26 protein-coding genes, 1 tRNA gene and 1 pseudogene are annotated in these 24,881 nt (G+C 70.6%); 15 read left to right on the top strand and 13 right to left on the bottom strand.

Features of this window, described 5'->3' with window-relative positions; translation table 11 throughout:
• Positions 1–69: 69 nt before the first annotated feature.
• Positions 70–462 (top strand): peptidase inhibitor family I36 protein, encoded by a 393-nt coding sequence (locus OG514_RS05590; protein ID WP_266891452.1) that lies wholly within the window; start codon positions 70–72, stop codon positions 460–462.
• Here OG514_RS05590 and OG514_RS05585 read toward each other — a convergent pair.
• Together OG514_RS05585 and aceE are read right to left on the bottom strand one after the other, a co-directional pair.
• Positions 443–1,264: a potassium channel family protein gene (locus OG514_RS05585; RefSeq protein ID WP_266891450.1), complete on the bottom strand. Its 822-nt coding sequence runs from the start codon at positions 1,262–1,264 to the stop codon at positions 443–445. The two genes, OG514_RS05590 and OG514_RS05585, sit on opposite strands and share 20 nt — an antisense overlap.
• Before the next feature lie 101 nt (positions 1,265–1,365).
• A complete protein-coding gene (gene aceE, locus OG514_RS05580) occupies positions 1,366–4,098 on the bottom strand; it encodes a pyruvate dehydrogenase (acetyl-transferring), homodimeric type (protein WP_266891448.1) in 2,733 nt (910 codons plus the stop codon).
• Between the two features lie 419 nt (positions 4,099–4,517).
• Here aceE and OG514_RS05575 point away from each other — a divergent pair, with 419 nt between their 5' ends.
• From OG514_RS05575 to OG514_RS05550, 6 genes are all read left to right on the top strand, one after another.
• On the top strand, positions 4,518–4,940 hold the full coding sequence (locus tag OG514_RS05575; protein WP_266891447.1) for a DUF3052 domain-containing protein: 423 nt from the start codon (positions 4,518–4,520) through the stop codon (positions 4,938–4,940).
• 155 nt (positions 4,941–5,095) lie between these two features.
• Positions 5,096–5,590 (top strand): peroxiredoxin, encoded by a 495-nt coding sequence (locus tag OG514_RS05570; RefSeq protein WP_266891445.1) that lies wholly within the window; start codon positions 5,096–5,098, stop codon positions 5,588–5,590.
• Positions 5,591–5,717: 127 nt separating this feature from the next.
• Positions 5,718–6,293, top strand: coding sequence for a TerD family protein (locus tag OG514_RS05565; RefSeq protein ID WP_266891443.1), 576 nt, complete (start codon positions 5,718–5,720; stop codon positions 6,291–6,293).
• Positions 6,294–6,377: 84 nt separating this feature from the next.
• The gene (locus OG514_RS05560; protein ID WP_266891441.1) at positions 6,378–6,953 is read left to right on the top strand and encodes a TerD family protein; all 576 of its coding nucleotides are present in this window, start codon (positions 6,378–6,380) and stop codon (positions 6,951–6,953) included.
• Positions 6,954–6,982: 29 nt separating this feature from the next.
• Entirely contained in the window at positions 6,983–8,131 is a 1,149-nt protein-coding gene (locus OG514_RS05555) for a DUF475 domain-containing protein (RefSeq protein WP_266891439.1), read from the top strand.
• 132 nt (positions 8,132–8,263) lie between these two features.
• Complete coding sequence (locus tag OG514_RS05550) at positions 8,264–9,004, top strand: Tellurium resistance (RefSeq protein ID WP_266891437.1); 741 nt, start codon at positions 8,264–8,266, stop codon at positions 9,002–9,004.
• Between the two features lie 168 nt (positions 9,005–9,172).
• Here OG514_RS05550 and OG514_RS05545 read toward each other — a convergent pair whose 3' ends face one another.
• On the bottom strand, positions 9,173–10,093 hold the full coding sequence (locus tag OG514_RS05545) for a TerD family protein (RefSeq protein ID WP_266900758.1): 921 nt from the start codon (positions 10,091–10,093) through the stop codon (positions 9,173–9,175).
• A 177-nt stretch (positions 10,094–10,270) separates the two neighbouring features.
• Here OG514_RS05545 and OG514_RS05540 point away from each other — a divergent pair, with 177 nt between their 5' ends.
• From OG514_RS05540 to OG514_RS05530, 3 genes are read left to right on the top strand one after another with little or no spacing between them, the layout of a single operon-like run.
• Complete coding sequence (locus OG514_RS05540) at positions 10,271–11,467, top strand: HpcH/HpaI aldolase/citrate lyase family protein (RefSeq protein WP_266891435.1); 1,197 nt, start codon at positions 10,271–10,273, stop codon at positions 11,465–11,467.
• A gap of 18 nt (positions 11,468–11,485) precedes the next feature.
• Positions 11,486–14,209 carry a phosphoribosyltransferase gene (locus OG514_RS05535; protein WP_266891434.1) on the top strand — a complete coding sequence of 908 codons (2,724 nt, stop codon included), beginning with the start codon at positions 11,486–11,488 and terminating at the stop codon, positions 14,207–14,209.
• Positions 14,206–15,039 (top strand): HAD family hydrolase, encoded by an 834-nt coding sequence (locus tag OG514_RS05530; RefSeq protein WP_323181478.1) that lies wholly within the window; start codon positions 14,206–14,208, stop codon positions 15,037–15,039. The genes OG514_RS05535 and OG514_RS05530 overlap by 4 nt, the downstream gene beginning before the upstream one ends.
• A gap of 6 nt (positions 15,040–15,045) precedes the next feature.
• Here OG514_RS05530 and OG514_RS05525 read toward each other — a convergent pair whose 3' ends face one another.
• From OG514_RS05525 to OG514_RS05515, 3 genes are all read right to left on the bottom strand, one after another.
• The gene (locus OG514_RS05525; protein ID WP_266891432.1) at positions 15,046–15,267 is read right to left on the bottom strand and encodes a zinc ribbon domain-containing protein; all 222 of its coding nucleotides are present in this window, start codon (positions 15,265–15,267) and stop codon (positions 15,046–15,048) included.
• Positions 15,268–15,491: 224 nt separating this feature from the next.
• Positions 15,492–16,805, bottom strand: coding sequence for a hypothetical protein (locus OG514_RS05520; protein ID WP_266900756.1), 1,314 nt, complete (start codon positions 16,803–16,805; stop codon positions 15,492–15,494).
• Positions 16,806–16,978: 173 nt separating this feature from the next.
• Positions 16,979–17,749, bottom strand: coding sequence for a DUF4097 family beta strand repeat-containing protein (locus tag OG514_RS05515; RefSeq protein WP_266891430.1), 771 nt, complete (start codon positions 17,747–17,749; stop codon positions 16,979–16,981).
• Between the two features lie 177 nt (positions 17,750–17,926).
• On the opposite strand from OG514_RS05515, the gene OG514_RS05510 reads away from it, so the two are divergent.
• A tRNA-Val gene (locus tag OG514_RS05510) sits at positions 17,927–18,001 on the top strand.
• Between the two features lie 203 nt (positions 18,002–18,204).
• Here the strand turns inward: OG514_RS05510 and OG514_RS05505 are convergent.
• Together OG514_RS05505 and OG514_RS05500 are read right to left on the bottom strand one after the other, a co-directional pair.
• A pseudogene (locus OG514_RS05505) lies at positions 18,205–18,435 on the bottom strand (tyrosine-type recombinase/integrase); the annotation flags it as partial.
• Between the two features lie 6 nt (positions 18,436–18,441).
• Entirely contained in the window at positions 18,442–18,636 is a 195-nt protein-coding gene (locus OG514_RS05500) for a hypothetical protein (protein WP_266891428.1), read from the bottom strand.
• A 125-nt stretch (positions 18,637–18,761) separates the two neighbouring features.
• Here OG514_RS05500 and OG514_RS05495 point away from each other — a divergent pair, with 125 nt between their 5' ends.
• Positions 18,762–19,343 (top strand): DUF4231 domain-containing protein, encoded by a 582-nt coding sequence (locus OG514_RS05495; protein WP_266891426.1) that lies wholly within the window; start codon positions 18,762–18,764, stop codon positions 19,341–19,343.
• Between the two features lie 54 nt (positions 19,344–19,397).
• On the opposite strand, the gene OG514_RS05490 is transcribed toward OG514_RS05495, so the two are convergent.
• Complete coding sequence (locus OG514_RS05490) at positions 19,398–19,847, bottom strand: lamin tail domain-containing protein (RefSeq protein ID WP_266891424.1); 450 nt, start codon at positions 19,845–19,847, stop codon at positions 19,398–19,400.
• Between the two features lie 126 nt (positions 19,848–19,973).
• On the opposite strand from OG514_RS05490, the gene OG514_RS05485 reads away from it, so the two are divergent.
• The gene (locus OG514_RS05485; protein ID WP_266891422.1) at positions 19,974–20,780 is read left to right on the top strand and encodes an MBL fold metallo-hydrolase; all 807 of its coding nucleotides are present in this window, start codon (positions 19,974–19,976) and stop codon (positions 20,778–20,780) included.
• On the opposite strand, the gene OG514_RS05480 is transcribed toward OG514_RS05485, so the two are convergent.
• On the bottom strand, positions 20,722–21,480 hold the full coding sequence (locus OG514_RS05480; RefSeq protein ID WP_266891420.1) for a GntR family transcriptional regulator: 759 nt from the start codon (positions 21,478–21,480) through the stop codon (positions 20,722–20,724). The genes OG514_RS05485 and OG514_RS05480 overlap by 59 nt on opposite strands.
• A 210-nt stretch (positions 21,481–21,690) precedes the next feature.
• Between OG514_RS05480 and OG514_RS05475 the strand changes: the two genes are divergently transcribed.
• On the top strand, positions 21,691–21,915 hold the full coding sequence (locus OG514_RS05475; RefSeq protein WP_266891418.1) for a hypothetical protein: 225 nt from the start codon (positions 21,691–21,693) through the stop codon (positions 21,913–21,915).
• Positions 21,916–22,081: 166 nt separating this feature from the next.
• A complete protein-coding gene (locus OG514_RS05470; protein WP_266891416.1) occupies positions 22,082–22,342 on the top strand; it encodes a DUF2277 domain-containing protein in 261 nt (86 codons plus the stop codon).
• Here OG514_RS05470 and OG514_RS05465 read toward each other — a convergent pair.
• The 3 genes from OG514_RS05465 to OG514_RS05455 all read right to left on the bottom strand — a co-directional run bounded on the left by OG514_RS05465 (position 22,302) and on the right by OG514_RS05455 (position 24,624).
• Positions 22,302–22,925 carry a DedA family protein gene (locus tag OG514_RS05465; RefSeq protein ID WP_266900755.1) on the bottom strand — a complete coding sequence of 208 codons (624 nt, stop codon included), beginning with the start codon at positions 22,923–22,925 and terminating at the stop codon, positions 22,302–22,304. The two genes, OG514_RS05470 and OG514_RS05465, sit on opposite strands and share 41 nt — an antisense overlap.
• A 324-nt stretch (positions 22,926–23,249) precedes the next feature.
• A complete protein-coding gene (locus tag OG514_RS05460; RefSeq protein ID WP_266891414.1) occupies positions 23,250–23,786 on the bottom strand; it encodes a DoxX family protein in 537 nt (178 codons plus the stop codon).
• 187 nt (positions 23,787–23,973) lie between these two features.
• On the bottom strand, positions 23,974–24,624 hold the full coding sequence (locus OG514_RS05455) for an HNH endonuclease family protein (protein ID WP_266891412.1): 651 nt from the start codon (positions 24,622–24,624) through the stop codon (positions 23,974–23,976).
• Positions 24,625–24,881: the final 257 nt, after the last annotated feature.

The following is a 24,881-nucleotide window of genomic DNA, read 5'->3' as shown; positions in this document are numbered from 1 at the left end:
CTCTTCCGTCGTCGGGTGGCCCCCGCCATGCTTTGATTACAGAGAGTAATCAAACGGGGGTTGATCAGCATGTACGTCAGCATGTGTACGAAGACCACGCTCGCCGTCGCGGCCGTCCTGACCGCACTCCTGACCGCGCTCCCGGCGGCCCCGGCGGCAGCCGTGCCGTCCGGGACCGCTCTCGGGGCCTGCGGTCCGGGGCGGCTCTGCCTGTGGTCCAAGCCCGACTTCAAGGGCAGGGCGCAGAGCCACGAGCTGGCCACGACCGACATCGAGAGCTGTGTCGCACTGCCGCCGGGCACCTCGGCCCAGTCCCTCGCCAACCGCACCGGGCGGCCGGTCACCACGTACCAGTCCGCCGAGTGCGCGGAGACGGGGGAGTTCGAGACCTACCCGGGGCGCGGGACCTGGGTGCCGCAGGCGCCCTACGAGGTCAGAGCGTTCAAGCTGTGGGAGCGGTAGGGGCGATGGCCGGATGCGCGGTCGGTGCGCCGGCCGGAGGGGCGGCCGGGGCGGCGGTCGGAGCGGGCACGTCCGGGGAAGGGGCTGCCTCCGCCGGGCCCGACAGCCGGGCGACCTCGGCGCGCAGTTCGCGGACCTCGTGGGTCAGCGCCTCCAGAAGCTCGGTCTGCCGGCGCTCCACCGCGTCGTCGCGGTCGAAGCGGGAGATGAACCAGGCCGCGATGTTGGCGGTGACGACACCGAGCAGGGCGATGCCCGAGAGCATCAGGCCCACCGCGAGGACCCGGCCCAGACCCGTGGTGGGGGCGTGGTCGCCGTAGCCGACCGTGGTCATCGTGGTGAACGACCACCAGACGGCGTCTCCCAGCGTCTTGATGTTGCCGTTCGGGGCATCCCGCTCGACGTGCAGCACGGCCAGCGAGCCGAACATCATCAGTCCGACGACCGCCCCCGCCACATAGGTGGTGAGTGTTATCTGCGGGGCCATCCGAGCCCGCCGGCCGACGAGGAGGAGTGTGGAGACGACCCGCAGCAGCCGCAGCGGCTGCACCATCGGCAGCAGGACCGCGAGCAGATCGAGGGGATGGGAGCGGACGAAGGCCCAGCGGGCCGGGGCGATCGCCAGCCGGACCACGTAGTCGAGGGCGAAGGCCGCCCAGACCGCCCACTCGACATGGGTGCACAGCCGGTGCACCCAGGGTGCGGCGCCGGGAGCCACGATCGGCACGGCGTAGGCGACACCGAACGCCACGGCCAGCACGAGCAGCGGTGCCTGCGTGCGTTCTTCCCAGCGATCCTTCATGCGGGGAATCGTAGAGAACGACGAAGGGCGGCGAGACCGAGGTCCCACCGCCCCTCACCAGGTGCGCCGTGCTACCGGGCAACCGCCCGAGGGCTACCGGATCAGGCGTCGCCGCCCGCGGGGCCCGGGTCGGCGGCCGCCACGTCGAGCAGCTGGTAGCGGTCCACCGCCTGCTTCAGGGCCGAGCGCTCGATCTTGCCCTCGCGAGCCAGCTCGGTCAGCACGGCCAGCACGATCGACGGGGCGTCGATGTGGAAGTAGCGACGGGCCGCGCCCCGCGTGTCCGCGAAGCCGAAGCCGTCCGCGCCCAGCGAGCCGTACGTGCCCGGCACCCAGCGGGAGATCTGGTCCGGCACCGCCCGCATCCAGTCCGAGACCGCCACGAACGGGCCCTCGGAGCCCTGGAGCTTGCGCGTCACGTACGGGACGCGCTGCTCCTCGTCCGGGTGGAGCAGATTGTGCTCCTCGACGGCCACGGCCTCGCGGCGCAGCTCGGTCCAGGAGGTCGCTGACCAGACGTCGGCCCGTACGTTCCACTCCTCGGCGAGGATCCGCTGCGCCTCGATCGCCCACGGCACGGCGACGCCGGAGGCCATGATCTGCGCCGGGATGGTGCCCGCCTCGGCCGGCTTGAAGCGGTGGATGCCCTGGAGGATGCCCTCCACGTCCACGTCCGCCGGCTCGGCCGGGTGCTGGATCGGCTCGTTGTAGACGGTCAGGTAGTAGAAGACGTCCTCGGCCTCGGAGCCGTACATCCGGCGCAGACCGTCCTTGACGATGTGCGCGATCTCGAAGCCGTACGCCGGGTCGTAGGCGATACAGGCCGGGTTGGTCGAGGCGAGCAGGTGCGAGTGGCCGTCCGCGTGCTGGAGGCCCTCGCCCGTCAGGGTCGTACGGCCGGCGGTGGCGCCGAGCACGAAGCCGCGGGCCAGCTGGTCGGCCATCTGCCAGAACTGGTCGCCGGTCCGCTGGAAACCGAACATCGAGTAGAAGACGTACACCGGGATCAGCGGCTCGCCGTGCGTGGCGTACGCCGAACCCGCGGCGATCAGCGAGGCCGTGCAGCCGGCCTCGGAGATGCCGTCGTGCAGCATCTGGCCGGTCGGCGACTCCTTGTAGGCGAGGAGGAGTTCACGGTCCACCGCCTCGTACTGCTGGCCCAGCGGGTTGTAGATCTTGGCGCTCGGGAAGAACGCGTCCATGCCGAAGGTGCGGTACTCGTCGGGGGCGATCAGCACGAAGCGCTTGCCGATCTCCTTGTCCCGCATGAGGTCCTTCAGGATGCGGACGAAGGCCATGGTGGTGGCGATCGACTGCTGCCCGGAGCCCTTCTTGGCGGCCGCGTAGGTCTTGTCGTCGGGGAGGATCAGCGGCTTCGCCCGCACGACCCGGGTGGGGACGTACCCGCCCAGCGCCTTGCGGCGGTCGTGCATGTACTGGATCTCCTCGGAGTTCCTGCCCGGGTGGTAGTACGGCGGCAGGCCGTCCTCCAACTGCCGGTCGGTCACCGGGATGTGCAGCCGGTCGCGGAAGCGCTTCAGGTCGTCGACCGTCAGCTTCTTCATCTGGTGCGTCGCGTTGCGGCCCTCGAAGTTCGGGCCCAGCGTCCAGCCCTTGACGGTCTGGGCGAGGATCACCGTCGGCTGGCCGGCGTGCGCCTTCGCCGCCGCGTAGGCCGCGTAGATCTTCTTGTGGTCGTGACCGCCGCGGCCCAGGTGCAGGACCTGCTGGTCCGTCATGCCCTCGACCATCGCCCGCAGTCGGTGGTCGTCGCCGAAGAAGTGGTCGCGGATGTAGCCGCCGGTCTCCGTGGCGTACGTCTGGAACTGGCCGTCCGGGGTGGTGTTCAGCTTGTTGACCAGGATGCCGTCACGGTCCTGCGCCAGCAGCGGGTCCCAGGAGCGGTCCCAGATCAGCTTGATGACGTTCCAGCCGTTGCCCCGGAAGATCGACTCCAGCTCCTGGATGATCTTGCCGTTGCCGCGCACCGGGCCGTCGAGCCGCTGGAGGTTGCAGTTGACGACGAAGGTGAGGTTGTCGAGGCCCTCCCGGGCGGCGATGGAGAGCTGGCCGAGCGACTCGACCTCGTCCATCTCGCCGTCGCCGAGGAACGCCCAGACGTGCGACTTGGAGGTGTCGGCGATCCCGCGCGCCTCCATGTACCGGTTCATCCGGGCCTGGTAGATCGCGCCGAGCGGGCCGAGGCCCATCGACACCGTCGGGAACTCCCAGAAGTCCGGCATCAGGCGCGGGTGCGGGTACGACGAGAGCCCGTTCGGGAACTTCGACTTCTCCTGGCGGAAGCCGTCGAGCTGCGTGTCGTCCAGCCGGTCCAGGAGGTACGCGCGGGCGTAGATGCCGGGGGAGGCGTGCCCCTGGAAGAAGATCTGGTCGCCGCCGTCGCCCTCGTCCTTGCCGCGGAAGAAGTGGTTGAAGCCGACGTCGTACAGCGAGGCGGAGGAGGCGAAGGTCGCGATGTGACCGCCGACGCCGATCCCGGGACGCTGGGCGCGCGAGACCATCACGGCCGCGTTCCACCGGGTGGCGTTCAGGACCTTGCGCTCGATCTCCTCGTTGCCGGGGAAGAAGGGCTCGTCCCTGGTGGCGATCGTGTTGACGTAGTCCGAGCTGCGCATCTCGGGCACGGCCACGCGCTTCTCGCGGGCCCGCTCGATCAGCCGGAGCATGAGGTAGCGGGCGCGCTCACGGCCCCGCTCGTCGACGGCCGCGTCGAGGGAGTCGAGCCATTCCTGGGTCTCTTCCGGGTCGAAATCCGGGACCTGGCTGGGAAGGCCGCCAATGATGATCGGGTTGCGATCGGATCCGGGAGCCACGCTCTTCCTTCGCTGTTCGGTGGTGCCCACGGGGCCACACGAAGTGGTCGGGATGTCCATCGTGTACCCCGTCTGCGCCAGACGTCACATTTACCGAGGGGTAACCCCCAGCGGTGTCCTCCACGTGTCTGGGTGGGTCAAATCGCAACCTTACGCTCAACCCGCGCATGCGTTTCGTCCGGGCGTTCGGCAGACTGAAACCTCAGAAGTCCGTAAACCGGGATGAATCATGTGTGCCTGATCACGGAGCGGGGTCCCTACGGTGCCGGAAGTTGCGGCGAGACGGCCCCAAACGTCACCGTTTCGGCGGTCTCCACGGCCGGGTACTTGCGCGATCCACCCCGGCACGTGTGGACTACGGCCAGCGCCGCGCGCCCACGTGCGGCCCAAGCATTTACCGAATGAGCAGGAGGCAAGCCGTGAGCGCGACCGCGGACCACGCGGAGGAGCGGACCAACCCGGCCGTCAGGCTGGGGTTCGAGCCCGGACAGGTGGTCCAGGAGATCGGCTACGACGACGACGTCGACCACGATCTCCGTGAAGGTATCGAGTCCATCATCGGGGCCGAGCTCGTGGACGAGGAGTACGACGACGTCGCAGACGCCGTGGTGCTGTGGTTCCGCGACGAGGACGGCGATCTCACCGACGCCCTGGTGGACGCCATCGGTCTTCTGGAAGACGGCGGCACCATCTGGCTGCTGACGCCGAAGACCGGCCGCGACGGCTACATCGAGCCGAGCGACATCAACGATGCCGCGCAGACAGCTGGTCTCTCCCAGACCAAGAGCATCAGCGTCGCCAAGGACTGGACGGGCACCCGCCTGACCGCCCCCAAGCGCTGATCACCACGCTGCGAGTAGCCCCCGCCGGTCCGCCGACGGGGGCTTTCGTGCGCGCCGGCCCGCCGGGCCTCGCGGGGGCCTGTGCGCACAGGCCGTAGGGTGGGGTTCACCGATTCGGCCCAAGGTCAGGGCCCCGCCGAAGGGATGCGTACGCGATGGCGATCGAGGTCGGCGCCGAGGCCCCGGAATTCGAGCTCAAGGACAACCACGGGCGCACCGTGCGGCTCTCCGACTTCCGCGGCGAGAAGAACGTGGTGCTGCTCTTCTACCCCTTCGCCTTCACCGGCGTCTGCACGGGTGAGCTCCGCGAGCTGCGCGACAACCTTCCGGAATTCGTCGACGACGACACCCAGCTCCTCGCCGTCTCCAACGACTCCATCCACACCCTGCGCGTCTTCGCCGAACAGGAATCCCTGGAGTTCCCGCTGCTCTCCGACTTCTGGAAGCACGGCGAGGCCTCCCGTGCCTACGGTGTCTTCGACGAGGAGAAGGGCTGCGCGGTGCGCGGCACCTTCATCATCGACAAGGAGGGTGTCGTCCGCTGGACCGTCGTGAACGCCCTGCCGGACGCCCGTGACCTCGGCGAGTACCTCAAGGCCCTCGACGCGATCCGATCCCCGGTCCGACCCGCGGTCCAGGCCTCGATCTGACCCGACACCCGGATTCACCGGGCGAATCGACTGTTTCGAGCGGGAACCCGTCACTAGGATCCACTCGTTGATCCGATGCCAACGCACGACTGGGGGCGCTGCCCCTGGAAACCACATGGAGGGACTCGTGGGAGTCAGCCTCAGCAAGGGCGGCAACGTCTCGCTGACCAAGGAGGCCCCTGGCCTCACCGCCGTGACCGTCGGTCTGGGCTGGGACGTCCGCACCACCACCGGTACGGACTTCGACCTCGACGCCAGCGCCATCCTGGTGAACGCGGAGGGCAAGGTCCGCAACGACCAGGACTTCGTCTTCTTCAACAACCTGAAGAGCGCCGACGGCTCCGTCGAGCACACCGGTGACAACCTCACCGGCGAGGGCGAGGGCGACGACGAGCAGGTCAAGGTCAGCCTGGCCACCGTGCCGGCCGATGTCACCAAGATCGTCTTCCCGGTGTCGATCTACGACGCCGAGAACCGCCAGCAGTCCTTCGGCCAGGTGCGCAACGCGTTCATCCGCGTCGTGAACCAGGCCGGCGGCGCCGAGATCGCGCGGTACGACCTCTCGGAGGACGCCTCGACCGAGACCGCCATGGTCTTCGGCGAGCTGTACCGCAACGGCGCCGAGTGGAAGTTCCGCGCCGTCGGCCAGGGCTACGCCTCGGGCCTGCGCGGTATCGCGCAGGACTTCGGCGTCCAAGTCTGAGCCGAACCGTTCCAACCGTCCGGCGCCGCACACATCCCGTGCGGCGCCGGACGTGCCTCATCACCACCGGGGAGGAAACGAATCATGGGCGTCACGCTCGCCAAGGGAGGCAATGTCTCCCTCTCCAAGGCCGCACCCAACCTCACCCAGGTCCTCGTCGGGCTCGGCTGGGACGCGCGCTCCACCACCGGAGCCCCCTTCGACCTCGACGCCAGCGCGCTGCTGTGCCAGGCCGGACGGGTCCTCGGGGACGAGTACTTCGTCTTCTACAACCAGCTGCGCAGCCCCGAGGGCTCCGTCGAGCACACCGGCGACAACCTCACCGGCGAGGGTGACGGGGACGACGAGTCCCTGATCGTGGACCTCTCCAAGGTGCCCGCCCACTGCGACAAGATCGTCTTCCCGGTATCGATCCATGACGCCGACAACCGGGGTCAGAGCTTCGGCCAGGTCAGCAATGCGTTCATCCGCGTGGTGAACCAGATGGACGGCCAGGAACTCGCGCGCTACGACCTCTCCGAGGACGCCTCCAGCGAGACGGCGATGATCTTCGGCGAGCTCTACCGATACAACGGCGAATGGAAGTTCCGCGCCGTCGGCCAGGGGTACGCGTCGGGGCTGCGGGGCATCGCTCTAGACTTCGGGGTCAACGTTTCGTAAAGCCATGTAATTTCACGATGGGGTAGACAGTGGTTCTGAAAACCTTCGGCTGGTCGTTCGCCATCACGGCGCTCGGTCTGGTCGCAGCGGTGCTCTACGGGGGGTGGGAAGCGTTCGGGATCGTCGCGATCCTGTGCATCCTCGAGATCTCGCTGTCCTTCGACAACGCAGTGGTCAACGCCGGAATCCTGAAGAAGATGAATGCCTTCTGGCAGAAGATCTTCCTCACCGTCGGTGTGCTCATCGCCGTCTTCGGCATGCGTCTGGTCTTCCCCGTCGTGATCGTGGCGATCAGTGCCAAGATCGGCCCGATCGAGGCCGTCGATCTCGCCCTCAACGACGCCGAGCGCTACGAGCAGCTCGTGACCGACGCCCACCCGTCGATCGCGGCCTTCGGTGGCATGTTCCTCCTGATGATCTTCCTCGACTTCATCTTCGAGGACCGTGACATCAAGTGGCTCGGCTGGCTGGAGCGCCCGCTGGCCAAGCTCGGCAAGGTCGACATGCTGTCGGTCTGCATCGCCCTGATCGTCCTGGCGGCCAGCGCCATGACCTTCGCGACCCAGGCCCACCAGCACGGCGGCATGCACGTCGACAAGTCGGCGACCGTCCTGCTCTCGGGCGTCTTCGGCCTCATCACGTACCTCATCGTCGGCGGCCTCTCGGGCTACTTCGAGAACAAGCTCGAAGAGGAGGAGGAGCGCGAGCAGGAGGCCGAGGAAGAGGCCAAGCGCAGCGGCAAGAAGGTCGGTGTCGTGGAGCTGGCCGGCAAGGCCGCCTTCTTCATGTTCCTCTACCTGGAGGTCCTCGACGCCTCCTTCTCCTTCGACGGTGTCATCGGCGCCTTCGCCATCACCAACGACATCGTCCTGATGGCGCTCGGCCTCGGCGTCGGCGCCATGTACGTCCGTTCGCTCACGGTCTACCTGGTCCGTCAGGGCACCCTCGACGACTACGTCTACCTGGAGCACGGCGCGCACTACGCGATCGGCGCGCTGGCCGTGCTCCTCATGGTCACCATCCGGTACGAGATCCCCGAGGTCGTCACCGGTCTCATCGGTGTCACCCTCATCGCCTGGTCCTTCTGGTCCTCCGTCCGCCGGAACAAGGCGATCGCGGAGGCCGAGGGCGGGTCCGGTTCCTCGGGGGACAAGACCGAGGTGTCGTCCGGGGTGTGACACCCCCGGCAATGAGGAACGCTTCTCTGCGGGGCGGCCGGTGCACCCGGCCGCCCCGCAGGCATGTGCGCGGGGCCGGCGACCAGGTGCCGGCGATCAGTGGGGTTGCGATCAGTGGGGGGTGAAGGCGACATGGCCTTCTGGGACAACCTGTTTCCGGGAAGGGCGGCGACGCAGTTCGACTCGGGCAGCGCCGCGTCGAACACGATCGACCTGACGAAACGGCGCCCGTCCGTCTCGCTCACCAAGCAGGGCGCCGCCACCGGCAACCTCCGGGTGAACCTCTCCTGGCGGATGCGGACCTCCGACCTCGAAGGACGCTCCCGCCAGAGCGGCCGACTGCTCCGCAACCCCTCCCAGCTCTTCAAGCCCGAGGTCGTGCAGGCGCACACCCAGGGCATGGTCAACGTCGACCTGGACCTGGGCTGCCTCTACGAGCTCACCGACGGCAGCAAGGGCGTCGTGCAGCCGCTCGGCGGCTTCTTCGGCGACCTGAACGGCGCCCCGTACGTAAAGCTCAGCGGCGACGACCGCTTCGGCGGCTCGTCCGGGGAGACGATCTTCGTCAACCTGGACCACAAGGACGAGATCAAGCGCCTGCTGTTCTTCGTGTACATCTACGACCAGACGCCGGCCTTCGACCGCACGCACGCCAAGATCACGCTCTACCCGAGCAACGGCCCGCGGATCGAGATCGAGCTGGACGAGCGCGCCCCGCAGGCCCGCTCCTGCGCGGTCTTCTCCGTGGAGAACGCCAAGGGCGAGCTGACGGTCCGCCGCGAGGTGCGCTTCGTATACGGCTTCCAGGCCGAACTGGACCGGCTGTACGGCTGGGGTCTCCAGTGGGGACGCGGCTACAAGACCAAGGCGTAGCCGTTGCCCAGGCCCTCGGGACACTCGGGACTGGCAGGACCGGCAGGCCACTCGGGACTGTCAGGGCCCTCGGGGCCGATTGGGCCCTTAGGGCCGCCAAGACCCTTAGGACCCTCAGGACCCTCGGGACCCTCGGGACCCTCGGGACCCTCAGGACCCTCAGGACCCTCAGGACCGGACGAACTGGGGGCCCATGGGCGGCATCCGGAACTCCGGTGCCGGGTTCTGCTCGGGGGCGGTCACCGGCTGCGGATAGCCGTACGCGGGCGCCCGCTCGGGCATGGGCGGGGGCATGGTCGGCTGCGGCGGTACGGGGCTGTGGGCGACGGTCAGGTCGAGGTCGGGGCCAGGGGTGACGGGGGCGCGTACGACGGCCGCCGTGGCCCCCTGGGCCGCCCCTCCGGCACCCGGGCCGCCCGGGGCCTCGCGGAAGCCGCCCTGCGCCTCCTGGAGGCCGTCCTGGGCCTCCTGTGCACCCTGGGCCGCACCCGCCGCCGTGCCCTGTCCCGCGGCGTCCTGTCCCGCGTCCTGCGCGTCCTCGTCGACGGAGATGCCGAAGTCGGTGGCGAGGCCGATCAGGCCGGTGGGATAGCCCTGGCCCACCGCGCGGAACTTCCAGGCGTCCCCGCGGCGGTACAGCTCGCCGCAGATGACCGCCGTCTCCTCGCCCGTCTCCGCCGTCACGGAGAACAGGGCCAGCGCCTCGGCCTCGGGCCCGGCCGTCGCGTCGTACAGCAGGATCCGCAGGTCGGAGACGGAGCGGAAGGTGCCGCCGTCGGAGGAGGCCGCGATCACCACCCGGTCGACGGAGGGGTCGAGGCTGCCGAGGTCGGCTTCCACGGTGTCCGTGAGACCCTTGGAGTCACGCTTCTTCGGCAGCCGTCGCACCAGGCCCGAAGGGTGGCGCGGCTGGTTGTAGAAGACGAAGTCCTCGTCGGACCGCACCCGGCCGGAGGGCCCGAGCAACAGGGCCGAGGCATCCACGTCAGGGACCCCGGAGCCCGGGGTCCAGCGGAGCACGGCCCGTACGGCCGCGGTGTCGAGAGGGACGTTGGAGCCCTTCAGCATCGCGTGCGTCATGACCGCAATCCTGCCCTCCCGGTCGACCCGCGGACAACGCGGGGGCATTACCGATACCGGGCCGAGACGACAGATGCTGACGAGTTACCTGGATTTCATACGCGAAGGGAACTGCGGACACCCGCACCTACGTACTATTACCGGCCACATGTCGTCAGGGTCCAGAGAGGTAGACGGGGGACTTATATGCGTCATTTCGGGCACATCCCGTCCGCGACACGAGCCGGTCTCTTCCACCGGGAACCGGCCGCGTTCACGGCAGATTCGCCCGCGCGCACGCTCGCGGTGGCCCTGGGTGCCACGCTCTACAGCCCGGCCACCCGGCCGCGGCTCGCCGACGACGTGCGCAAGCAGGCGGCCCGTGGAGTGGTCTCCATGGTGCTCTGCCTGGAGGACTCCATCAGTGACGCCGACGTCGAGGCGGGTGAGGACAACCTCGTCCGCCAGTTCGCCGACCTCGCCGCCGGGGCCGTGACGGACGCCGACACCGCCACGGACACCGCCACCGACATCCCCCTGCTCTTCATCCGGGTCCGCGATCCGCGCCAGATCACCGACCTCGTCGACCGGCTCGGAGAAACGGTCCGCCTGCTGTCCGGATTCGTACTCCCCAAGTTCACCGAGACGCGTGGCCGCGCCTTCCTCGAAGCGCTCACCCACGCCGAGCGGACGAGCGGCCGGCGCCTCTTCGCCATGCCCGTCCTGGAGTCCCCCGAGCTCCTCCACCTGGAGACCCGGGCCGAGACCCTCGCCGGCATCGCCTCGATCACCGACAAGTACCGCGACCGCGTCCTGGCCCTGCGCCTCGGCGTCACCGACTTCTGCTCCGCGTACGGGCTCCGCCGCTCGCCCGACATGACCGCCTACGACATCAAGATCGTCGCCAACGTCATCGCCGACGTCGTCAACGTCCTCGGCCGCTCCGACGGCACCGGCTTCACCGTCACCGGACCCGTCTGGGAGTACTTCCGGCTCGGCGAGCGCATGTTCAAGCCCCAGCTGCGCCGCAGCCCCTTCCTGGAGGGCCGCGCCGAGGACCTGCGCACCGCCCTCATCGAGCACGACCTCGACGGCCTGCTGCGCGAGATCGAACTCGACCGCGCCAACGGGCTGCTCGGCAAGACCTGCATCCACCCCACCCATGTGGTGCCGGTGCACGCCCTCTCCGTGGTCAGCCACGAGGAGTGGTGCGACGCCCAGGACATCCTGCAGCCCGAACAGGGCGGCGGCGGAGTCCTCCGCTCCGCCTACACGAACAAGATGAACGAAGTGAAGCCGCATCGCGCGTGGGCCGAGCGCACCCTCCTGCGCGCCGAGGTCTTCGGCGTCGCCAACGAGGACGTCGGCTTCGTGGATCTGCTCACCGCCGGACTTGCCGGCTGACGAAGGGACGTCGACGACGTGGTGTGGACCGGAACGTGGGTCGCGGAGCGACTGGGCGTCGAACTGATCGGCGACGAGGCGCTACCGGCCCTGTTGGGGCTCGCACTGCGTCGCAACCCCAAGCGTGCGCATCTGCTGGTCTCCAGCGTGCTCGGCAAGCACGTGCCCCAGCGCCCCTCGGTGGTGTACGGCTCCGGCCTCGACCTCGGCCGGCGCGTCCGCGCGCTCCTCGGTGACGAGGAGGCCGCGCGCTCCGTCGTCCTCGGGTACGCCGAGACCGCCACCGCCCTGGGTCACGCGGTCGCCGACGGCCTCGGCCTCGCCCCCTACCTCCACTCCACCCGGCGGCCGGTGGACGGCGTCGCCCGCGCGGGCGGTTTCGAGGAGTCCCACTCGCACGCCACCTCGCACCTGCTGCTGCCCGAGGACCCCAAGCTCCTCGCGGGCGACGGGCCGCTGGTCCTCGTCGACGACGAGTTCTCCACCGGCAACACCGTCCTCAACACCGTGCGGGCCCTGCACGAGCGCTACCCCCGCGACCGGTACGTCGTCGTCGCCCTCGTCGACATGCGCTCGGCCGCCGACCTCGGCCGCCTGGACGCCTTCGCCACGGAGATAGGCGCCCGGGTCGACCTGATATCCGGCGCCGCCGGGACCGTACGCCTCCCGGAAGGGGTCCTGGAGAAGGGCCAGGCGCTGGTGGCGGAACACGAGCGGGCGTACGAGCCGCCGAGCGCGGGAGGGCCGTCCGCCGCCGGCTCCGCATCCAGCTCCGGGCTCGCCCGCAGCTCGACGCCCGCATCCGGACCCGGTCCCGACCACGGCTCGGTGTCCGCTTCAGGCTCCGGGCCCGGGATCGCTGCCGGATCCGCCGCGGCCCCGCATCGGCACGATCCCGTGCGCGTGGCGCTGGACTGGCCGGAGGACGTACCCGACGGCGGACGGCACGGCTTCACGCCCGACCAGCGCGACCGCCTGGAGGCGGCACTGCCCGCCATGGCGGGCAGGATCGCCGAGGCGCTGGGCGGTCCGGCCGTGGAGCAAGGGACCGGCACCCTCGCCGCGCCGCCCGCAGGGCCCCGCACCGCAGGACCCCGCGTCCTCGTCCTCGGCTTCGAGGAGCTGATGTACGCGCCGCTGCGCCTCGGCACCGCCCTGGAGGACGCCGGACTCGACGTCCGCTACTCCACCACCACCCGCTCGCCCGTCCTCGCCGTGGACGACCCCGGCTACGCGATACGCACCCGGCTCGTCTTCCCCGCCCACGACGACCCCGCCGACGGCCCCGGCGAGCGCTACGCCTACAACGTGGCCGGCGCGGGCTTCGAAGCCGTCGCCCTCGTCGTCGACTCCTCCGCCGACACCCCGGCCCTGCACGCCCCGGACGGCCTGCTCGCCCAGCTCGCCGCGCACATCCCGCGCGTCGTGCTCGCCGTCGTCCCCTCGTACACACCGGCGCCCGCGCCGCACTCCCCGTACGAGGCACACGAGGCACACGAGGCACACAAGGCACACGAGGCCACGCCGAACGCCTCTCCGTACCCGCCCCAGGTCACCGAAGCTCCCGAAAGGAGCTCCATGCTGCCCGAGCCCCTCCGCGGCCCCGCCTTCTCGTCGTACGCACCCGAGGAGGTCGGCTGGCTGCTCCAGGACCTCTCGGACGTCGAGTTGGAGGCGCCCACCGAGGAACGCGAGGAAGCCATCCAGAGCGGCGGCGCGCACTACGCCGAGTCGCTCCCCGTCGAGTACCAGCCCAGCGACCGCTACCAGGAGCTGTTCCACACGGCCCTGGAGACCTCCGCCGCCCGGATCGCCCGCGCCGTCGGCACCGTCACCGAGACCGTCCTCGCAGAACGGCCGGGCCGCCGCCCGGTTCTCGTCTCGCTCGCGCGGGCCGGTACCCCCGTCGGCGTCCTCATGCGCCGCTGGGCGCAGGCCCGCCACGGTCTCGAACTCCCGCACTACGCCGTCTCCATCGTGCGTGGCCGCGGCATCGACGCCAACGCCCTGCGCTGGCTCGCCGCCCACCACGACCCGGCGGACGTCGTGTTCGTCGACGGCTGGACCGGAAAGGGTGCCATCACCCGCGAACTCGCCGATGCCATCAAGGAGTTCGAGGCGGCCGAGGGTGTCACGGGCTTCGACCCGGAGATCGCGGTCCTCGCCGACCCCGGTTCCTGCGTCCGTACGTACGGCACGCGCGAGGACTTCCTCATCCCTTCCGCCTGCCTCAACTCCACGGTCTCCGGCCTGATATCCCGTACGGTCCTCCGCGCCGACCTCGTCGGACCGGACGACTTCCACGGCGGGAAGTTCTACCGCGAGCTGGCCGGCGCCGATGTCTCCAACGACTTCCTCGACGCCGTCGCCGCCCGCTTCGACGAGGTCGGCGGAGCCGTCGACGCCGACACCAAGGAACTCCTGGCCGCCGACCGCACTCCCACCTGGGAGGGCTGGGCCGCCGTGGAGCGGATCAGCGAGGAGTACGGCATCCACGACGTCAACCTGGTCAAGCCGGGCGTCGGCGAGACCACCCGCGTCCTGCTCCGCCGGGTTCCCTGGAAGATCCTCGCCAAGCGGGGCGCCGACGCCGACCTCGCGCACGTCCGGCTGCTCGCCGAGCAGCGCGGCGTACCGGTCGAGTTCGTCGACGAACTCCCGTACAGCTGCGTCGGCCTGATACACCCTCAGTACACCAGGGGTGCGACAGGAGCCGACGGCAGGGCGGTGGTGTCCCAGTGAGCACGATCCCGAGCCCCCGGGCGGCGTCGACGCTCGTCGCGAGCGACCTCGACCGCACCCTCATCTACTCGTCCGCGGCCCTCGCCCTCGGCATGCCCGACGCCCAGGCGCCCCGGCTGCTCTGCGTCGAGGTCCACGAGTCGAAGCCGCTCTCCTACATGACCGAGGACGCGGCCGACCTGCTCGCGCGGCTGACCGCCGAAACCGTCTTCGTCCCCACCACCACCCGGACGCGCAAGCAGTACCAGCGCATCCAACTCCCCGGCACCGCACCGAAGTACGCGATCTGCGCCAACGGCGGCCACATCCTCGTCGACGGCGTCACCGACGCCGACTGGCACGCCTCCGTACTGCGCAGGCTCGCCGAGGAATGCGCGCCGCTCTCCGAGATCCGCGCCTACCTCACCGCCACCACGGACCTGTCCTGGGTACGCAAGCATCGCGTCGCCGAGGACCTGTTCGCCTACCTCGTCGTCGAGCGGGAACGGCTCCCCGAGGACTGGCTGGGACGCTTCGGCGACTGGGCGGGGGAGCGCGGCTGGACCGTCTCGCTCCAGGGCCGCAAGGTGTACGCCGTGCCGAAACCGCTCACCAAGAGCGCGGCCGTCCGCGAGGTCGCCCGCCGCATCGGCGCCACGCTCACCCTGGCCGCGGGCGACTCCCTCCTCGACGCCGACCTGCTGCTCGCCGCGGACCGGGCCTGGCGCCCGGGCCACGGCGAATTGGCCGACAGCGACTGGACCGCCCCCCACCTCGACGTCCTCGCGGAACGCGGGGTCGCGGCGGGGGAGGAGATCCTGCGCCGCTTCAGGGCGGCGGCCGCCGGCTGAGGCGTCTCAGCCGCAGCAACCCCCACCGCAGCAGCCGCCCCCGCCACCGCCCCCGCCGCCGCTCGGCGCGGGGGCTGAGGACGAGCCGCCGACGGCCACGGCCGAGAGCAGCTTCACGGTGTCGTCGTGCCCGGCGGGGCAGGAGGCCGGATCGGAGGACTCGGCCATGGGACGGCTGAGCTCGAAGGTGTCGCCGCAGGTACGGCAGCGGAATTCGTAACGAGGCATGGGAACAGGCTAGAGCCTGCGCCCGGCCAGGGGCAGGTGCCCCGACCTCGCGGGCCGGGGCGGCGGGCAGGTACGCCGGTCTCCCGGTCCCGCGCTCCGGGGGGGCGGCGACGGGCAGCTGCCCCGGTCTCCCGGTCCCGGCCCCGTGCTCCGGGGGCCACGGGCAGGTACCCCGGAGTGCCCCGGTCTTCCGGCCCCGGCCCCGCGCTCGGGTCGTCCGCGGCTCAATGCCCGGAGCCCCGGTCCTCCCGGATCTGCCCGACGACGTGCGCGGCCGTGGCCCGTACGCCCTCCAGTTCGGTCAGGAAGTGCCAGTAGTCCGGGTGGCGACCCTCCAGGCCGTCGACCGCGCGGTCCAGCCGGGCGACGGCCTCGTCGAGGGGCCGGGCGTGGCGCGGGTCGGGGGTGTTCCGCCCGGTCATCGCGAGGCGCTGGGCGTCCCGTACCGCGAACCGGGCGCGGTCGATCTCCGCCTTGGGGTCCTTGGCGACGGCGTCGAGGCGACGCAGCCGGTCGCCCGCGGCGGAGACGGCCTCGTCGGTGGAGTCGAGCAGCGCGCGGACGGTGGAGAGCAGCGAGGTCGCGTCCGGCCAGCGCTGCTCGGCGCGCGCCTTTCCGGCCTCGGCGAGCCGCTCCTCGGCCTGCCGGAGGGTGGCGGCGGCCTGCTCGGGCACGTGCTGGAGGTCCTGCCAGCAGGGGGCGGTGAAACGCCGCCGCAGCTCGGAGAGGACCGGCTCGACCTTCTCGGTGCGGGTGGTGAGCGCCTCGGTGCGGGTACGGAGGGAGACGAGGCGCCGGTCGATCTCGGCGGCCCGCGCGGGCAGCCGCTCGGCCTCGGCCCGTACGGCCTCGGCGTCGCGCAGCACCCGGTCGGCGCGCTGGAGGGTCTCGGGGACGCCGTGCCGGCCGGCGCCCTCGTTGAGCCGGGTGAGCTCGGGCCCGAGGGCGGCGAGCCGGGCGGCGAGGTCGTCCGCGCGCAGCCCGCTCTCCCGTACGGAGTCGAGGGCGCCGCTCGCACCGCGCAGGGCCTGGCGGGCGCGCTCGACGGCCGGGGCGAGCCGGGCGAGCTGGGTCTCGGCCTGCCCGAGCAGCGGAGCGAGGCCCGCCTCGAACCGGTCGAGCTCCCCCTTGACCCGGTCCAGCTCGTCCTTGGCGCGGGTCAGTTCGGCGCGGGCCCGACCGGCGGTCGCGGCGTCGAGCTCGTCGCGGTCGAGGTCGTGGGCGTCGACGGCGCTGATGTACGTGTGGCTGACCTCGTCGATCCGGCGCCCGAGGGCCTCGAAGCCCTCGACGGCGCGGCGCGTCTCGGGGGAGCTGTCGACGGCGGTGATGGTCTCGATGGAGATGCGCAGCCCGCGCTGGGCGGTGTCGAGCTCGTAGAAGGCCGCGGCGGCGGCGTCCTTGGCGGCCTGCGCCTCGGCCCGCTGACTCTCACCGCGCCCACCGAACCAGCGGCGGGTACCGCCACCGGCGAAGGCGTGCGGCAGCATGACACCGAGGACCAGCGGAAGGGCAAGGGCAAGCCGAAGCCCGGAAATCCCCGGCCTCGGACTGTCCTCGGAGTGGGTCTGCCCTCGGCTTGGCGCATCACGACGCCGAACGCCGCCCGCCCCCCTCGCGTCGCTCGCCGCCACGTACCTCTCCCGTGCTGTGTCCGCCGTGCCCGGTCCGGTTCATTCTCCCACCCGGTAAGGACGAACACACGGGCCGGTCAGTTCGCCGTGAGGACGGATACGTCACCGTTGTCGCTGCGGACGTTCACGGAGTGCTTGCTCTCGTCGCGGCGGGGGACGTCGATCCGGACCTCGCCGTTGCCGCTGGCACCGGTCACCTTGTACGCGGCGGTGGGGAGGGAGACCTGGACGTCGCCGTTGTCGGTGACGACGTCGACGCGGCGGGGGACCGAGCCGAGGGCGATGTGTACGGCGCCGTTGTCGGACCGGGCGACGACCTCGGGCGAGGTGGCCCCATCCTCGACGGCGACGGCACCGTTGTCGGTGCCGATGTCCAGCGCCCCGCCGGCCTTGCGCAGGACCACGTCGCCGTTGTCGGAGCGCACCTTCATCGGGGTGGCGAAGCCCTCGGCGGTGACGCGCCCGTTGTCGTTCTCGACGCTGACGGCGACGTCGCGGGGGACCTGGATCCGGTGGACGGCGTCACAGTTGGAGGAGACACCGTCGCAGTTGACCCGCAGGGTCAGCTTCCCGTCGACGAGCTTCCACTCGGGCTTGGGCCCCGATCCCATGAACACCCACCCGTCGACCTGCCGCTCGACGCGCACGTCGTCGATGTCGGCGGGAGTGATCACGAGCTCGGAGTTGTCGGAGTCGACGGTGAGCGCGGTCCCGCCGAAGGCGAACGTCTTCCGCTCCACGGGCGCCCCCTCGACATCGGTCGAGCCGCACCCGACGAGCGCGAGGGAGGCGACCAGCACTCCACCGGAGGCGAACAAGACCCGGAACGGACGACGTGCAACAGCCATGACGCCAAGACCCCCACAAGAAACCCGGAAACGCGAACAGTCCCCCGACCGTACGACCCCACCACCCGCCGTCACGATCCGGCGACCCACCGTCCCGAGGGTGGGGATACCCCCCCACCGGGAGGTATCGGTTTGCAGCACCCACCCATGCGCCATGTAGGCTGTTGCCTCTTCCACGGGTGCGTAGCTCAGGGGTAGAGCGCTGCTCTTACAAAGCAGATGTCGGCGGTTCGAAACCGTCCGCGCCCACCAGGGAAAAGGCCCCCAGCCGATCATGGCTGGGGGCCTTTGGCATCCACATCTGACATCAACGTCCATGGTCACCTGGGCTTTGGGGCCTGCCCGACCGATCATTCGGACGCGGTCGACTTCCCGGGCAGCAGTCCGTGATGCCGTCCTCCGCTGGGCAGCCGATCAGTCGAGCCGGCGAATTGCATTTGAAGGACCTGAGTGCGAGGACGGCTCCTGAGCAGCCGATCCATGGGAATGACGGCCTCGCGCCGTGTGTCCTGGACGACGTGGGTGTAGACGTTCATCGTCACGGCGATCTGACGGTGACCGAGGATCTCCATCACGACGCGGGGCGGGACGCCGGTGGCGGTGAGGAGTGTCGCCGTACCGTGCCGGGCGTCGTGGAGCCGGACGACGCGGAGGTCGGCGTTCCTCGCGACGCGGGTGAACGAGCGGTCGCGTCAGGCCTTGATCACTTCGACCTTCTTGTCGCCCGCGCTTGCCTCTGTCTTGACCGTGCCCGTCTCGCGGTTGCTGGCCTCGGTCGTGCCGGTGGTCGTGTGGCCCACCAGGGCTATCAGGGCGGCGGCGAGGATGCCGAGGGCGATGCCGACCTTGGTGGCGGTGGTCGGGTGGGTGAGGTGGTGCTGCGCCACGGTTCCTCCCTGAAGTTCCGGTGGCCGAAGGGGTGTTGACGGTCGGATGAACGTACCTTGTGGCGGGCTGTGGGGGAATGGGCGCAGAGTTGACGGGGACCTGGCAGGGCGGGTGTACTCGCCGTATGGCTGAGGTGGGGGACGCGCCCGAACCCGGGGTGCAGGGTGGCGAGATGACGCCGCAGAGGTACATCGAGACGAGGCTCTCGCAGTACCAGGAGTGGTACGACTCCAAGGCGACCCGCATGAAGGCGATGCATCTGCGGATGCGGACCGTCTCCGTCGTCGGTGGCGCGCTCGTGCCCGTGTTCGTGAATCTGGATCTGGTCTTCGCCCGGGTCACCGCCACTGTGCTGAGCGTCGTGGTCGTCGCCGCCGTTTCGCTGGAGAGCGTGTACCGGTACCGCGAGCAGTGGAAGAACTACCGGTCCACCGAGCAGCTGCTCGGGCACGAGCGGGTCTACTTCGAGGCCAAGGTCGGGCCGTACCACAACCTGCACAAGCGGGAGGCGTTCTCGACGCTCGTCGCCCGGGTCGAGAAGGCCATCGCCAACGAGAACTCCGCGACCCTGAATGTCATGACCCTCGGCGGGCAGGTCAACTCCGATGTGCAGCAGCACGGGATCCCGGCCGCCCGCGCGGCCGAGTCCTCAGAGTCCTCGGAGTCTTCCAAGGCGGCCGAGTCGGGGGAGTCGGGCCGGAAATGAGCACGGGCCCCGGGGGTTTCCCGGGGCCCGTCCTTCGTTACCTGCGGTGCCGGGTCAGCACCACTTGTAGTCGACCCGCGTCGAGTTGTACGAGCACGTGTCTACCCGTGCGCCGTTCGACTTCTTCAGCGTCGCGGTGTCGCGGTCGTTGTTCCAGACGTACGCGCCACGGTTCTGGTAGACGTTCGCGGACGTGTTCGTGCCGCGGCCCGTGCGGACCGTCACGATCTTGCCCTTGCCGAGGGTGAAGTTGCCGAACGTGTACTTGTGGTTCGCCGCGTCCGTCAGCGTCCAGCCGCGCAGGTTGACCGCCGCGCCGGTCGTGTTGCGTATCTGCACGTACTCGGCGTTGAGGCTCGTGTTCGAGCGACGGTCCGTGCCCGGGCTGTCGTAGTAGATCTTGTACAGGTGGACCGAGCCGGCGGCCTGTGCCTGCGTGGGCAGCAGCAGGATGCCGGAGGCGGCGGCCGCGGTCACGGCCGCGAACGTGCGTGCGCGAAGCATGAATGTCCCTCAGTTTCTGCCGGGAGCCCGCCGATGGGTCCCGACGAGCACACAGAATACGCACGCTCTTCACCTCATCCGCACAACTTCGCGCGAGTTGGCGTAGGGGTAATTTAATCTTGGCTTATGTTCGACGCGTCCTTGCGGATCACCGTGCTCGGGTCCGCCACCCCCTTCGCCCGGCCGGGCAACGCCTGCTCCGGCTATCTCGTCGAGGGCGGTGGAGTCCGGGTCTGGGTGGACGCCGGGAGCGGCACCCTCGCCGAGCTCCAGCGGTACGTCGCTCTCGGAGACGTCGACGCCGTCTGGATCTCCCATCTGCACGCCGATCACTCCGCCGACCTGCTCACCTTCTCCTACGCCTTGCTCTACTCGGGACTTGAGCCCTCGTTGCCCGTGCCGCTGTTCGGGCCCGTCGGCATCGCCGATCGGCTCGCCGGGTTCCTCACCAACGGGAGCGAGCGCAGCCCCGTCGAAAGGGCTTTCGCCGTCGAGGAGTTGCACGACGGGCATGTCGTTCGGATCGGTGGGCTGACCCTGACGTCCCGGGCCGTCGAGCACGGGCTTCCCGCCTTCGCGCTGCGCGTGGAGGGCGAGGACGGGCGCTCGCTCGTCTACTCCGGCGACTGCGAGCCCTGCCCCTCCCTCGTCGAACTCGCCCGCGACTGCGACCTGTTCGTGTGCGAGGCGGACGGAGACGTACCTGGGCACCACTCGGCCGCGCAGGCCGGCCGGAGCGCCGCCGAGGCCGGTGCCGGGCGGCTCGTCGTGACCCATGTGGGAGCGGCGGTGACGGCCGGGGAGGCCGTCGCGCTGGCCGCCGCCGCGTACGAAGGGGACGTCGTCCACGCCGACCCGGGACTGCGGTTCGACGTCACGCGTCGAAGTCGTACTCCAGGACGTACGACGACGAGTCCAGCGTCATCTCGTTGAGCTCCACCGCCATCCCCGGCCCGGTGAACGCCGTACGCCCGATGAGGACCACCGGCGTGCCGAACTCCAGGGCCAGCCGGTCCGACTCGTCCGCCGTCGGCATCCGGCAGCGGATCTCCTCGCGGAACCGCACCGGCCGGTGGCCCAGCTCGGTCAGCCGGGCGTAGGTCCCGCCCGGCCCCGTGTCCGGCTCGGCGATCGGCGTACCGCGGACCAGCTCCGCCGAGAGGTACGAGACCGAGAGCAGCACCGGCTTCGCATCGAGCACGAAGCGGCGGCTGCGGACGCACACGGGCGCGCCCAGCGTCAGGTTCAGCGCCCCCGCGACCCGCGCGCCTGCCTCCGTCTCGCCGACCTCGATCTGGTCGACCACCAGCTCCCGGTCCTCCACGTCCGCCGACCAGACCGAACGGCCGTTGCCCCACTGCTCGCCCGAGAGGCGCGGGATGCCCCGGCGGCGCAACGGGCGGAAGACGCGGACGAAGACCCCGGCGCCCTTGCGGGCCTCGGCGAGCCCCTCGGTGCGCAGCACGGAGAGGGCCTGGCGGGCCGTCATCCGGGCCACGGCGTAGGTCGTCATGAGGTCGTTCTCGCCGGGGAGCCGGTCACCCGGCGCGAAGGCGCCTGACTGGATCGCGGTTCTCAACTCGTCGGCGATGCGCTGGTACTTGGGCCGACGAGCGCTGTCCTGGTCAGTCACGGGTGGACCACTCCCTTCATCTGCGGGACACCCTACGGCGCACCCCGCGGCCAGGGTGCACACGTGTACGCCGCCCCGCCCGGTCGATCCATCCATCGGGGGACATCTCTAGAGATACGTTGACAGGGCGGGTCCGCGCCGCTTCTCTGGGTGTCCCCATGCTTCAGGAGTACTCCGGGAACGCTTCAGGAATCGGGACGGAGGGGATGCGTGCAGCCACTGCCCGAGGTCGGTGACCTCGTCCGCGACGCCGCCACCGGGCGGGTCGGTTTCTACGTGGAGAGCGTCTCCGGGCGCTTTCTCATCCGGGCCGTCCACGGCGGCGCCGAGTGGGAGGCGGAGCCCGCCGACGTCCAGCTCGCCACGCCCCTGCGTGAGCTGCGCGCCCGAGCCGCCGAGATCAACGCGCGTAGCCGGCGGGGTCTCGGGGCCTGAGCGCCTCGCTGAGCCGGGCCGCTCCGGCCGCGACGAGCTCCTTCGCGGGCTGTGCCGGGCCGTGCCGGGCTGGGACGGGCTGTGTGCCGGGCCGCTTCCGATGGTCCTCGGCAGGCCGGCGCAGTGGTTCACCCCGGTTGTCAGTGGGGCGCGCCACACTGGAGGCATGTGCCGCAGCATCAAGACGCTCCGACCGCCCGCGCTGCCCGAGGAGGCGACCGAGGACGACATCCGCGCCGCCGCCCTGCAGTACGTCCGCAAGGTCTCCGGCTTCCACCACCCCGCCGCCCACAACCGTGAGGTCTTCGAGCGGGCCGTGGACGAGATCGCCGACGCGACCGCGAGACTTCTCGACGGCCTGGAGGTGCGCGGGGCGCACCCCGCCGTCAGGAGGCAGGCGCGGGAGCCTCAGGCGGACGCCGTATGAGATAGGCGGCGAGCCCGCCGGCCAGGAAGAGCGCGAGGGTCGACACTCCCGCGCTGAACCAGGTCGCGCCCAGCCACTGACCGCCGAGCCAGCCGAGCCCCACGCTGTACGAGGCCCAGGTGATGCCCGCCAGGGCCGACCAGGGCAGGAACTCCTCGACGCGCCGCTTCGCCGCGCCCGCGCCGAGCGAGACCACCGAGCGGCCCGCGGGGGCGAAGCGCGCGAGGACCACGAGCAGCCCGCCGCCCCGGGCCAGTGCGGTGCCGAGACGTTCCTGCGCCATGGACAGGCGCCTCGACCGGGCGATCGTGCGGTCCAGGCGGGCGCCGCCCCGCAGGGCCAGCCGGTACGCGAGGAAGTCGCCGAGCACCGAGGCCGTGGCCGCGCACAGGAGCAGCGGGATGAGGGACGGTACGTCGGGGGTGGCCGCGGTGGCCGATGCCGCCGCCGTGGCGGCGGTGATCACCAGAAAGCCGCTCGGCAGCACGGGCAGGAAGACGTCGAGCAGGATCGACGTCGCCACCACCGGGTAGATCCATGGACCGGCGGTGAGCGACCGCAGCGAGCCCAGGCTGTCGAGCAGATTCACAGGGGCAGAGCCTACGCGGGGGCGGGAGGCCGTCTGCCGGGTGGGTGCCGGGGGCCCGGCCCGGGTGGGGCCGAGGGCCCGGCCCTACCCGTTCGAAGCTGTGCGGCTCTGCGGGAAAGCGGCCGACCCGAGGGGCCGGTTCTGGGTGGTGGGGGTACGGGAAAGGGCCGGAACGCGTGCTGCGTATCCCGGCCCTTTCCTGTACGGCACTTGCTGTACGGCGCTTGCTGTACGGCGCTTGCTGTACGGCACTTTCCTGTACCGGCGGCGACAGAGGCTGTGGGGCCGCGGGGCCCCTCACCCGGTCGGCGGCGTCGTTCAGGCCGTGACGGGGGCGGCCTGCTCCTCGCTCGTCCTGCGCGTCGTGGAGCCCGCGCCGACCCGGCTGCCGAAGAGCCGGTCGAGAGCGAGCGCGCCCGGGCCGGTGAAGACGAGCAGCGCGAAGGCCCAGCAGAACAGGGCCGCGGTCTCGCCGCCGTTCTGCAGCGGGAAGAGGGACTCCGGCTGGTGGACCTTGAAGTACGCGTACGCCATCGAGCCCGAGGCGAGGAACGCGGCGCTCCGGGTGCCCAGGCCCGCCAGGACCAGGCCACCGGCGCCCAGCTGGATCACGGCCGCGTACCAGCTCGGCCAGGTGCCGGCCGGGACCGTGCCGCCGCCCATCGCGCCACCGAGGACTCCGAAGAGCGAGGCCGCGCCGTGGCAGGCGAAGAGCAGGCCGACGACTATGCGGAAGAGGCCGAGCGCGTACGGCTGGGCCTGGTCGAGGCGGCCCGAGAGGGTGCTCGCACCGCCGCCGGGGCTCTTCGCGTCGTTCGAATTGCGTGGGGTGTTCAGGGTGTTCGGGGTGTTCATGGGGGGACTCCTTCGGCCTGGCCTCGTCCGTGGGGTGGACGGGGAGCGGGGGGACGGAAACCGATGAGGCCGTAAGGTTAGGCACCCCTCAGTAGTGCTTGCAAGTTCAACATTCGGCCACCGGGAAGTGTGTGGTGAGGTTCACTTCCCGGTGGCCGTTGTTGACGTGATGTCAGTGGTGGGGCGGTCAGCAGCCGTTGAGGACGGACTGGAGGGCGCTCTTCTCGGCGGAGTCGACGCTGAGGTTCCAGTAGTACTTCACGTGCACCCATGCGCGGGCGTACGTGCAGCGGTAGGCGGTCCGCGAGGGCAGCCACTCCGCCGGGTCCTGGTCGCCCTTCGACTGGTTGACGTTGTCCGTCACGGCTATCAGCTGCGGCCGGGTGAGGTCGTTCGCGAACGACTGGCGCTGCGAGGTGGTCCACGCGTTGGCGCCCGAGCGCCAGGCCTCGGCGAGCGGGACCATGTGGTCGATGTCGAGGTCGGAGGCCACGGTCCAGGTGGCGCCGTCGTACTGCGAGTACCAACTGCCGCTGATCGAGGCACAGCTGGAGTCCGTCACGACGTTCACGCCGTCGCGCTTGAGGACGGTCTCGCGCGTGTTGCAGGCACCGGACTGGGTGATCCAGTGCGGGAAGAGGTCCCGGCTGTAGCCCGAGGAGGAACCTTCCGCCTTCACGGTGAGGGCGGCCAGGTAGGTGCGGGCGGTGGCGGCGCTGACCGGGGTGGGCATGGCGGCCTGGGCGGCCGGGGCCGTGGCGAGGAGGCCGGTGACGGTGAGGGCGGCGGAGGTGGCGAGTACAGCGAGTCGACGCGCGTAGATGGTGCCGGCGGGCATGTGAGCTCCCTTGAGGTGGGGGGACCTTGGCTGGGTGCCGTCCCCGTGGGGGTGCCGGGCGATGGCCCGGTCATCGTGGCGGCGCCAGGTTTCGGTGGGGGGTGCGCCAGGTAACAGGGTGGCGACATGGACACGTCACATCAAGGGGTTGGACGTGTTCTGATGGAGTGACAGGTTCCGCCCGGTGTCACGGGGGTGGGTGCGCGCGGACGGAACGAGACCCCGGACCGTTCTCGGTCCGGGGTCTCGTTCTGCTG

Source organism: Streptomyces sp. NBC_00572 (assembly GCF_026341815.1).
Taxonomy (GTDB): Bacteria; Actinomycetota; Actinomycetes; order Streptomycetales; family Streptomycetaceae; genus Streptomyces.
This window is presented reverse-complemented; position numbering and strand designations above follow the sequence as displayed.

What these genes read in the sequence shown, in the direction of transcription:
- OG514_RS05590 (WP_266891452.1), top strand. Translation starts at nt 70, where the DNA reads ATGTACGTCAGCATGTGTACGAAGACCACGCTCGCCGTCGCGGCCGTC.
- OG514_RS05585 (WP_266891450.1), bottom strand. Translation starts at nt 1,264, where the DNA reads ATGAAGGATCGCTGGGAAGAACGCACGCAGGCACCGCTGCTCGTGCTG.
- OG514_RS05570 (WP_266891445.1), top strand. Translation starts at nt 5,096, where the DNA reads ATGGCGATCGAGGTCGGCGCCGAGGCCCCGGAATTCGAGCTCAAGGAC.
- OG514_RS05560 (WP_266891441.1), top strand. Translation starts at nt 6,378, where the DNA reads ATGGGCGTCACGCTCGCCAAGGGAGGCAATGTCTCCCTCTCCAAGGCC.
- OG514_RS05550 (WP_266891437.1), top strand. Translation starts at nt 8,264, where the DNA reads ATGGCCTTCTGGGACAACCTGTTTCCGGGAAGGGCGGCGACGCAGTTC.
- OG514_RS05540 (WP_266891435.1), top strand. Translation starts at nt 10,271, where the DNA reads ATGCGTCATTTCGGGCACATCCCGTCCGCGACACGAGCCGGTCTCTTC.
- OG514_RS05525 (WP_266891432.1), bottom strand. Translation starts at nt 15,267, where the DNA reads ATGCCTCGTTACGAATTCCGCTGCCGTACCTGCGGCGACACCTTCGAG.
- OG514_RS05515 (WP_266891430.1), bottom strand. Translation starts at nt 17,749, where the DNA reads ATGGCTGTTGCACGTCGTCCGTTCCGGGTCTTGTTCGCCTCCGGTGGA.
- OG514_RS05495 (WP_266891426.1), top strand. Translation starts at nt 18,762, where the DNA reads ATGGCTGAGGTGGGGGACGCGCCCGAACCCGGGGTGCAGGGTGGCGAG.
- OG514_RS05490 (WP_266891424.1), bottom strand. Translation starts at nt 19,847, where the DNA reads ATGCTTCGCGCACGCACGTTCGCGGCCGTGACCGCGGCCGCCGCCTCC.
- OG514_RS05485 (WP_266891422.1), top strand. Translation starts at nt 19,974, where the DNA reads ATGTTCGACGCGTCCTTGCGGATCACCGTGCTCGGGTCCGCCACCCCC.
- OG514_RS05470 (WP_266891416.1), top strand. Translation starts at nt 22,082, where the DNA reads ATGTGCCGCAGCATCAAGACGCTCCGACCGCCCGCGCTGCCCGAGGAG.
- OG514_RS05460 (WP_266891414.1), bottom strand. Translation starts at nt 23,786, where the DNA reads ATGAACACCCCGAACACCCTGAACACCCCACGCAATTCGAACGACGCG.
- OG514_RS05455 (WP_266891412.1), bottom strand. Translation starts at nt 24,624, where the DNA reads ATGCCCGCCGGCACCATCTACGCGCGTCGACTCGCTGTACTCGCCACC.